The organism is Streptomyces minutiscleroticus, assembly GCF_014650875.1.
GTDB classification, from domain to species: domain Bacteria; phylum Actinomycetota; class Actinomycetes; order Streptomycetales; family Streptomycetaceae; genus Streptomyces; species Streptomyces minutiscleroticus.
Genome location: NZ_BMVU01000031.1, coordinates 100,585 through 109,299, shown reverse-complemented (window position 1 = coordinate 109,299; position 8,715 = coordinate 100,585). Strand labels below are relative to the sequence as shown.

Annotated in this window: 5 protein-coding genes; 3 read left to right on the top strand and 2 right to left on the bottom strand. The window is 75.1% G+C overall.

Annotated elements, in window-relative coordinates; translation table 11 throughout:
- Positions 1-513 precede the first annotated feature (513 nt).
- Both IE271_RS26265 and ptsP read left to right on the top strand, forming a co-directional pair.
- A complete protein-coding gene (locus IE271_RS26265; protein WP_190192907.1) occupies positions 514-963 on the top strand; it encodes a PTS sugar transporter subunit IIA in 450 nt (149 codons plus the stop codon).
- An 81-nt stretch (positions 964-1,044) separates the two neighbouring features.
- Positions 1,045-2,715: a phosphoenolpyruvate--protein phosphotransferase gene (gene ptsP, locus IE271_RS26260; RefSeq protein WP_190192906.1), complete on the top strand. Its 1,671-nt coding sequence runs from the start codon at positions 1,045-1,047 to the stop codon at positions 2,713-2,715.
- Between the two features lie 156 nt (positions 2,716-2,871).
- On the opposite strand, the gene IE271_RS26255 is transcribed toward ptsP, so the two are convergent.
- Together IE271_RS26255 and IE271_RS26250 are read right to left on the bottom strand one after the other, a co-directional pair.
- Positions 2,872-3,765, bottom strand: a complete 894-nt coding sequence (locus IE271_RS26255; RefSeq protein WP_190192905.1) for a DUF8829 domain-containing protein — start codon at positions 3,763-3,765, stop codon at positions 2,872-2,874.
- Between the two features lie 349 nt (positions 3,766-4,114).
- Positions 4,115-6,082 carry an acetoacetate--CoA ligase gene (locus IE271_RS26250; RefSeq protein WP_190192904.1) on the bottom strand — a complete coding sequence of 656 codons (1,968 nt, stop codon included), beginning with the start codon at positions 6,080-6,082 and terminating at the stop codon, positions 4,115-4,117.
- 214 nt (positions 6,083-6,296) lie between these two features.
- Between IE271_RS26250 and IE271_RS26245 the strand changes: the two genes are divergently transcribed.
- On the top strand, positions 6,297-8,657 hold the full coding sequence (locus IE271_RS26245; RefSeq protein ID WP_190192903.1) for a glycoside hydrolase family 31 protein: 2,361 nt from the start codon (positions 6,297-6,299) through the stop codon (positions 8,655-8,657).
- Positions 8,658-8,715: the final 58 nt, after the last annotated feature.

Here is an 8,715-nt window from a genome sequence, read left to right as displayed (position 1 = left end):
GGTATCAACATATCTGGCGTTGACTTTTGGCACACTGTTGAGTTCTCAAGGAACGGACGCTTCCTTCGTACTCACCCTCTCGGGCTTTCCTCCGGGCGCTTTCCCTTCGGTCTTGCGTCTCCGACTCTATCAGATCTTTCCGATCCGATTTCCTCGGCGCTTTCCAGGTATTCGCTCTCGCGTTTCCCTTTCGGCGGTTCCAACTTTATCAGCGTTTCTCCGTGTCTCCGACCACCGCCCCGCAGGCATGCGGAAGGTGACCCCGAGATAGGATCTGATGCGTTGGATGCTGCCAGGTCAGGACGCTTGGTCGCGTCGCTCGGCCTCAGGCAGGAGTACGACTGTACACGGGGTCTGGAGGAGGCGCAAATCGCTTGTGCTGTGCTCTACGGCCGCGAACCGGCATCACCTGCACGGAACCGCCACTTTCCATGACTTACGCTGCTCAACAGCGTGCCGTCCGGGACAAGCAGTGACGGCCCTCGAAGAATCTCCGCCCCTGGGAGGCTCCCCATGACCACTGTGACGTCCCCCCTCGCCGGACGCGCCATCGGCCTCGCCGCCGTGCCCGACCCCGTCTTCTCCGGAGCGATGGTCGGTCCCGGTACCGCCATCGACCCCGTCCGTGAGCCCTCGGAGGCGATCGCCCCGGTCACCGGCGTCGTCGTCTCTCTGCACCCGCACGCCTTCGTCGTCGTGGACGACGAGGGGCACGGCGTGCTCACCCACCTCGGCATCGACACCGTGCAGCTCAACGGCGAGGGCTTCGAGCTCCTCGTCAACAAGGGCGACACCGTGCAGCGCGGTCAGGCCGTCGTGCGCTGGAACCCTGCCGCCGTCGAGGCCGCCGGCAAGTCGCCGGTGTGCCCCGTCGTGGCGCTGGAGGCGACCGCGGACTCCCTCACCGACGTCAACGCCGACGGTGACGTGAAGACCGGCGACACGCTGTTCGTCTGGCAGTGACGCCGACGCCGCCCCCGCGGAGCGGCGAGCAGGACAACCATCGCGGCGGCGGTGCCCGCCGCACTATCGGAGACGGGTGACATGGAGACAACGCTGCGAGGCGTCGGCGTGAGCCACGGTGTGGCCATCGGCGAGGTCAGGCACATGGGGACGGCGGTCCTGGAGCCGCCCGCCAAGCAGATACCGGCGGAGGAGGCGGAGCGCGAACAGGGGCGCGCCCGCCAGGCCGTGGAAGCGGTGGCGGCCGACCTCAACGCCCGCGGCAACCTGGCGGGCGGTGAGGCCCAGGCGGTCCTCGAGGCCCAGGCGCTGATGGCCCAGGACCCGGAGCTCATGGCCGACGTGGAGCGGCGGATCGCGGTCGGCAGCACGGCGGAGCGCGCGGTCTACGACGCCTTCGCCGCCTACCGGGCGCTGCTGGCCGGCGCCGGCGAGTACCTCGCCGGCCGTGTCGCCGACCTCGACGACGTGCGGAACCGCATCGTCGCCCGGCTGCTCGGCGTTCCGATGCCCGGCGTCCCGGACAGCGACCAGCCCTACGTGCTCATCGCGCGCGACCTCGCGCCCGCCGACACCGCGCTGCTCGACCCCGCCCTGGTGCTCGGGTTCGTGACCGAGGAGGGCGGGCCGACCAGCCACAGCGCGATCCTCGCGCGGGCGCTCGGCGTGCCGGCCGTCGTGGCGCTGCCCGGCGCGGGCGAGCTCGCCGAGGGCACCGTGATCGCCGTGGACGGCAGCAGCGGTGAGATCTTCGTGGACCCGAGCGCGGAGAAGCGGGCGGCGCTGGAGTCGGCGGCCGCCGAGCGCAAGGCCGCGCTGGCCGCGTCGACCGGCCCCGGTGCCACGTCGGACGGCCACAAGGTGCCGCTGCTGGCCAACGTGGGCGGTCCCGCGGACGTGCCGGCGGCGGTCGAGGCGGGCGCCGAGGGCGTCGGCCTGTTCCGCACCGAGTTCCTCTTCCTGGACGACAGCAGGAACGCGCCGTCCGAGGAGAAGCAGGTCGAGGCGTACCGGCAGGTCCTGGAGGCGTTCCCCGAGGGCCGCGTCGTGGTGCGGGTGCTCGACGCGGGCGCGGACAAGCCGCTCGACTTCCTGACCCCCGGCGACGAGCCGAACCCGGCGCTCGGTGTGCGCGGTCTCCGTACGCTGCTCGACCACCCCGAGGTGCTGCGCAGGCAGCTGACGGCGCTCGCCAGGGCCACGGAGGGACTGCCGGTCCATCTGGAGGTCATGGCGCCGATGGTCGCGGACCGCGCCGACGCCAAGGCGTTCGCCGACGCCTGCCGCGAGGCGGGTCTGCAGGCGAAGTTCGGCGCCATGGTCGAGATCCCGTCGGCCGCGCTGCGGGCGCGGTCGATCCTGCGGGAGGTCGAGTTCCTGTCGCTGGGGACCAACGACCTCGCGCAGTACACCTTCGCCGCCGACCGGCAGGTGGGCGCCGTGTCCCGGCTGCAGGACCCGTGGCAGCCCGCGCTGCTCGACCTGGTGGCGCTGTCCGCAGAGGCGGCGAGGGCCGAGGGCAAGAGCTGCGGTGTCTGCGGCGAGGCCGCGTCGGACCCGCTGCTGGCGTGTGTGCTGACGGGTCTGGGTGTCACCTCCCTGTCCATGGGCGCGGCGTCGATCCCGTACGTGCGGGCGACGCTGGCCAAGTACACACTGGCGCAGTGCGAGCGTGCCGCCGCGGCGGCGCGGGCCGCGGACAGCGCCGAGGAGGCGCGCGACGCGGCTCAGGCGGTGCTGTCCGGCGAGTAGCCGGCTGCCGCCGCCGGGCGGCGTCTCTTCGCCGGGGGCGCTCCATCCTTCGCGGGTGGGGCGCCCCCGGCGCGTTCGGCGCCGCCGGTGTCGCTGGTCCCGCTGGTGCCGCCGGTGTCGCTGGTGCCGCCGGTGCCGCCGGTGCCGCCGGTGGGTTCAGTGGGCGTGTCCGGTCGGGCCGTCCTCCTCTCCCAGGTCGGGCGGTGCGCAGTAGTCGACGCCCGACTCCGGCGGGACGAGGTCGCCCGTCTCCGCGTCGGTGCAGTAGGCGTCGAAGACCTCTCCCGCGGTCAGGGGCTCCAGGCCGTACCCGCGGATGCGCCAGCCGTAGACGCGGTCGGTGCCGCCGGGGGCGCCGGTGCGCATGACGATGCCGCCGGCGCTCCGGGTGGCGAGGCCGAGGGCCAGGACGGTGGTGAACTCCAGTGCCTCGCCCTCGTCGACGCGGCGGGTGCCGTCGGGACCGTCGTCGGCCCTGAGGGCGGCGACGAGGGTCTCCGGTGCCGCCGGGACGCTGCAGACGAGGTGGCGCTCGCCGGGGCCCGCGGTGTCGAGGACACGGACCAGCAGGGCGGAGGCGCGGGCGAAGGCGGCGCGGCCGATGTCCTCGCCGCACGAGGCGCAGTCGCCGGTGCGGGCCAGGGTCGTGGTCGCGTACTCCCAGGTGGCCCGGCGCAGGGCCTCGTCCACGAGGTCGGGGACGAGCTCGCCGAGGGGCCGGCCGTCGTACGGGACGGTGGGACCCGTCGCGGCGAGTTCGGCGGTGAAGCGGGTGCGGCTGGCCGGGGCGTCGGGGTCCAGGCCGGCGTCGGCGCAGTACTCCGCGTACTCCTCGGGGTCGAAGAGGGCGACGGTGGTGTGGCCGCCCTGCAGGGCCCGTGTCCTCAGGAGGGCCTCGACCTGGCGGAGGTAGCTGTCGTGGTCGTCGAAGGCGAAGGTGCGGTAGCGCCGCATCGCCGTGAAGTCCTGCTCGTCGGTCAGCAGGCCGATCGTGCCGGCGATCTCGCGGCGCAGGATGCGCCGGGCGGTCCGGTGGTCGGTGAGCGCCATGTGTGTCCCCCTGTGCACGGTTCGATCAATGCTCACTCACCGTAACCGGAGGCACTGACAGTGACCGCCGGTCTAGGGGGACGCGAGCGGAACGACGTCGGCATCCGCAGGTCGGGGCGGTGGGGGCGTCGGCTCCGCGCCGCTCGGCGGAGTTCGCGACCGCGGCGGCGGCGACGGTCGGTGGGTTCCCGCCGCGCGGCCGGACCGGACCGTCCCCCTCCGGACCACCGAACCGCCGGGCCCCACCGAACCGCTGATCCCGCCGAACCGCTGGCTCCGCCACGTCACCGCTTCACTGTGCCGCCGCTCCCTCGTACCACCGCCCCGCCGAGTCGCCGTGCCCCGCCGGTCAGGCGCGCTTGCGGGCCAGGTCCTCGTAGAAGCGCAGGAGGTCGACGCTGTCCACGGAGCCGAGGTTGACGGCCTTCTCCAGCGGTGCGCCCTGGAGGAGGCGCTTGACGGGTACCTCGATGCGCTTGCCGGTGAGGGTGTGCGGGACCCCCGGGACCTCGATCACCTCGTCGGGGACGTGGCGCGGTGAGAGCTCCTCGCGGATGGTGCGCCTGATGCGGTCCAGGAGGGCCTCGTCGAGCGTGGCACCCGGGGCGAGGTGCACGAAGAGGGGCATCCAGTAGCCGCCGTCGGGCTGCTCGACGCCGATGACGAGCGACTCCGCGATCTCGGGGAGGCGTTCGACGGCCTCGTAGATGTCGGCCGAGCCCATGCGGACGCCCTGGCGGTTGAGCGTGGAGTCGGAGCGGCCGTGGATGATCACCGAGCCGCGGGAGGTGACGGTGGTCCAGTCGCCGTGCCGCCAGACGCCGGGGTAGGCGTCGAAGTAGCTGCCGCGGTAGCGGCTGCCGTCCGGGTCGTTCCAGAAGCGGACGGGCATGGAGGGCATGGGGTTGGTGACGACGAGCTCGCCGACCTCGTCGGTCAGGGGCTCGCCGTCCGGGTCCCACGACTGCAGGTCGGTGCCGAGGCCCGGGGCCTGCAGCTCGCCGACGTACACGGGGAGGGTGGGTACGGCTCCCGCGAAGCAGGAGCACACGTCGGTGCCGCCGCTGACGGAGGCGATCCACAGGTCGTCGCGGACCTCGTCGTGCAGCCAGGTGAAGCCGTCCGGCGGCAGGGGCGAGCCGGTGGTGGCGACGCACTCCACCCGGGAGAGGTCGTGGTCGCGCGACGGGTGCACGCCGGCCTTGCGGCAGGCCATGACGTAGGCGGCCGAGGTGCCGAACAGGGTGGCCCCGGTGCGTTCGGCCACGCGCCACTGGGCGCCCGTGTCGGGAAAGCCCGGGCTGCCGTCGTACAGGACGACCGTGGCGCCCGTGAGCAGGCCGGAGACGAGGAAGTTCCACATCATCCAGCCGGTGGAGGTGTACCAGAAGAAGCGGTCCTCGGGGCCCAGGTCGCAGTGCAGGCCGAGCTGCTTGAGGTGCTCCACGAGGATGCCGCCCTGGGACTGCACGATGGCCTTGGGCAGCCCGGTGGTGCCGGAGGAGTACAGCACCCACAGGGGGTGGTCGAAGGGGACCTGCTCGAACTCGGGCTCCGTGTCGGCCTCGGTGAGCGCGGACCACTCCAGCGTCCCGGAGGGTGCCTCGGTGCCCAGGAGCGGGATGTGCACGACGGCGCGCAGGGAGGGCAGTTCGCGGCGCAGTTCGGCGACCGTGTCGCGGCGGTCGTGCTCCTTGCCGCCGTAGCGGTAGCCGTCGACGGCGAACAGGACGACCGGCTCGACCTGCTGGAAGCGGTCCAGGACGCTGCGGGCGCCGAAGTCGGGGGCGCAGGAGGTCCACACGCCGCCCACGGCGGCCGTGGCGAGCAGGGCGACGGCGGCCTGCGGGACGTTCGGGAGGTAGCCGCTGACGCGGTCCCCGGGGCGGACGCCGAGCGCGCGCAGCCCGGCGGCCAGGGAGCCGACCTGGCGGCGCAGCTCGGCCCAGCTCACGGCGGTCTGCTCGTGGGTCTCGTCGACGTACAGGAGGGCGGGTTCCTGGGCGCGCGCGTCGGCGGCGCGCAGGGCGTGCTCGGCGTAGTTGAGGGTCGCCCCGGGGAACCAGCGGGCCCCGGGCATCGAGCGGTCGGCCAGCACGCGCTCGAAGGGGGTCGAGAACCGGACGTCGAACCACTCGGTGACGGCTCTCCAGAACGTCTCCAGCTCGTCCACGGACCAGCGGTGCAGCGCCGCGTAGCCGCCCTCGGCCGGGGCGCCGTGGTGCTCGGCCGCCCAGGCCTGGAAGCGGGTGACCTGCGCCCGTTCGATGCGGTCCCGGTCGGGCTGCCAGAGGGGCGTGGGGTTCGCGGAGGTCATGGGGCGGCTCCCGGACTGTGCGCGTCGTCTGCGTGGGGCGCGCACGGCCTGCGGGTGTGCGCGCCGTGCGGCTGTCACGGACGATGCCATGTGATCGACTTCCGCACCAGGGTCTACTCCGTACGACCCTGCTGGTGAAGATGCGGGCCGGCCACCGGTGAACGGCAGTTGAACGCCTCCCGCGCGCGGGTCCGTCGATGGCAGGGTGAGCAGCATGGAAGGTCGTGACCTGGTGCGTTCGGTGAAGGCGGTCGGCTCGGCGGCGGAGGCCGCGCAGGGGGTGCGCACCGCGTGGGCCGCGTGGCGCAGGAGGCGTCTCGAGGCCGCCCTCCCGGCGCAGCGCGGTGCCGAGCGGGCGCGGGTGCCCGGGCTCGTGCGGGACGCGGAGCCCGGACCCGGCGGCGGGGTCGTCCGGTTCGCCAGGTCGGAGCTGCGCGTCACCGTCGCCGTGAACGGCGCCGTCTTCTGGGCCTGGGACGGCGCCGGGCCCGGGCCGTCGTACGCGCTGCCGGGCGGCCGGGCACCCGAGGCGGATCCGCGGGCCGTCCTGGAGCCGGACAAGGACGGCGCCTGGCGGGTCGTGGCCGAGCGCGTGACGGTCGTCGTCTCGCGGCACGGCGCCGTGGAGGTGCGCACCCCGGGCGGGCTGACCCTGCGGCGCGACCTGCCGCCGCGGTGGTGGGAGCCGGTCGGCGGGGGCCCGGGGCGCTGGATGCAGCGCTTCGAGGTGGCCCCCGACGCCCGGTTCTTCGGGCTCGGCGGCCAGGACGCCGGGCCGCGGCTGCGCGACGGGACGTACCGGCTGTGGAACGGCGGGCCCGGCGCCGGCCGCGGCCCCGGCGCGGACGGGCCGCACGTCACCGTGCCGGTGCAGCTGGTGGTGTCGGACGCCGGCGCCCACCTGGTGTTCCACGACAACACCTGGGACGGCACGCTGCGGCTGCGCGAGGGCCGGGAGGGCGCCGGGTCCGGGCACGACCGGGACGGGGGCGGGGAGCTGCGCATGGACGGCGGGCCCCTGCGCTGCTGGGTGATGGTGGGCACCCCGGGGCGGGTGCTGCACGCCTGGGCGGCGCTGACGGGGGCGGCGGCACAGCCTCCCGCGTGGGCGCTCGGCCACCGGTACGCGGGCCCCGGCGACGAGCGGGAGGTGCGGCGGGCCGTGGCGGACCACCGCGCGCGCGGGATCCCGCTCGACGCGGTCCACCTGGACGCGGGCCGCCCCGGGGAGCACCGGCCGTTCACCGTGGACCAGGACCGCTTCCCGAAGCTGCCGGTGCTCGCGGAGGAGCTGCGGCGGGACGGGACGCGGCTGGTGGCGGAGGTCGGGTCCGTGGTCCGGGCGGAGCCGGGGGACGCCGTGCACGACGGCGGCGGGGCCGGTGGCCTCGCGCGGGAGACGGCGGGGCGGGCGGCGCGGGTCCCCGGGCGGCCGGGCGAACCGGTGCGCCCGGACTTCACGCACGCACGCGTGCGTGCGTGGTGGGGCGAGCGCCATGAGGAGCTGCTCGCGGAGGGGTTCGCGGGCTTCCGGCTCACCGTGGACGCGCCGCGGGGCCGCGCGGCCTCCGGTCCGCCGTGGCCCGCCCGGTACGCCCTGGAGGGCCGCGGGGGCGGCCATCGCGAGGCGCACAACGTGTACGCCCTGTGCATGGCGCGGGCGGCCCACGAGGGACTGCCCGGACCGGTGCGCCCGGAGGAGCCGTTCGTCCTCTCCCGGTCCGGGTGGGCCGGGACGCAGCGCTACGGCGGGGTCTGCTCGGGGGACGTGCCGGAGGGCTGGCCGGGGCTGCGCGCCGCGCTGTCGCGGGTGATCGGGCTCGGGCTGTGCGGCGTGCCGTACGCGGGCTGCGACGTGGGCCCGCAGGACGCCGGCTCCGCCTCCGGGTCGGCCGAGCTGTTCGTGCGCCGGCTGCAGATGAGCGCGTACTTCCCGCTGCTGCGCACGCAGGCGGGACCGCGGGCCGGGCACGGCGACCCCTGGGGCGTGGGCGGCGAGGCGCTGGAGCACGCGCGCGCGGCGCTCGCCGGACGCCGGCGCCTGCTGCCGCACTTCGTGACGCTGGCGCACCTGGCGCGGCGGACGGGGGTGCCCGTCGTGCGGCCCGTGTGGTGGGCCGCTCCCGAGGACCGGGCGCTGCGCGACTGCGAGGACGCCTTCCTGCTCGGCGAGTGCCTCCTGGTGGCGCCCGTCCTCGCGCCCGGCACGGACCGGCGTGCGGTGCGGCTGCCCCAGGGGCGCTGGTACGACACGGTGACCGGGGAGGCGTACGAGGGTCCGGGCCGGGTGCTGGTCGACGCTCCTCCGTCGCGCATACCGGTGCTCGCGCGCGCGGGTGCCGTGCTGCCCGTGCGGGGCGAGGACGGCGGCCTCGAACTGGAGGCGTGGGCGCCCGCGCGCGGGCGCACCGGCGGCGGGCTCGTGGTGACCGCGGCGGACGACGGGAAGGGACCGGTGACCGAGCGGTACGTGACCCGCCTCCGGGGCGGCCGGGTCGTCGTCGAGCGGCACGGCGAGAACGGCCCCGAGGAGCCGTCCCGCCCGGTGCGCGTGCGCGGTCCGGGCGCCCCGTGACCGCGCCCGCAGGACGCCCGGGCGCCGCCGTGGTGGCTCCCGGGCGTCCTGCGGGCGC

Coding starts and splice junctions, on each gene's coding strand:
- IE271_RS26245 (WP_190192903.1), top strand. CDS start 6,297: ATGGAAGGTCGTGACCTGGTGCGTTCGGTGAAGGCGGTCGGCTCGGCG.
- IE271_RS26250 (WP_190192904.1), bottom strand. CDS start 6,082: ATGACCTCCGCGAACCCCACGCCCCTCTGGCAGCCCGACCGGGACCGC.
- IE271_RS26255 (WP_190192905.1), bottom strand. CDS start 3,765: ATGGCGCTCACCGACCACCGGACCGCCCGGCGCATCCTGCGCCGCGAG.
- ptsP (WP_190192906.1), top strand. CDS start 1,045: ATGGAGACAACGCTGCGAGGCGTCGGCGTGAGCCACGGTGTGGCCATC.
- IE271_RS26265 (WP_190192907.1), top strand. CDS start 514: ATGACCACTGTGACGTCCCCCCTCGCCGGACGCGCCATCGGCCTCGCC.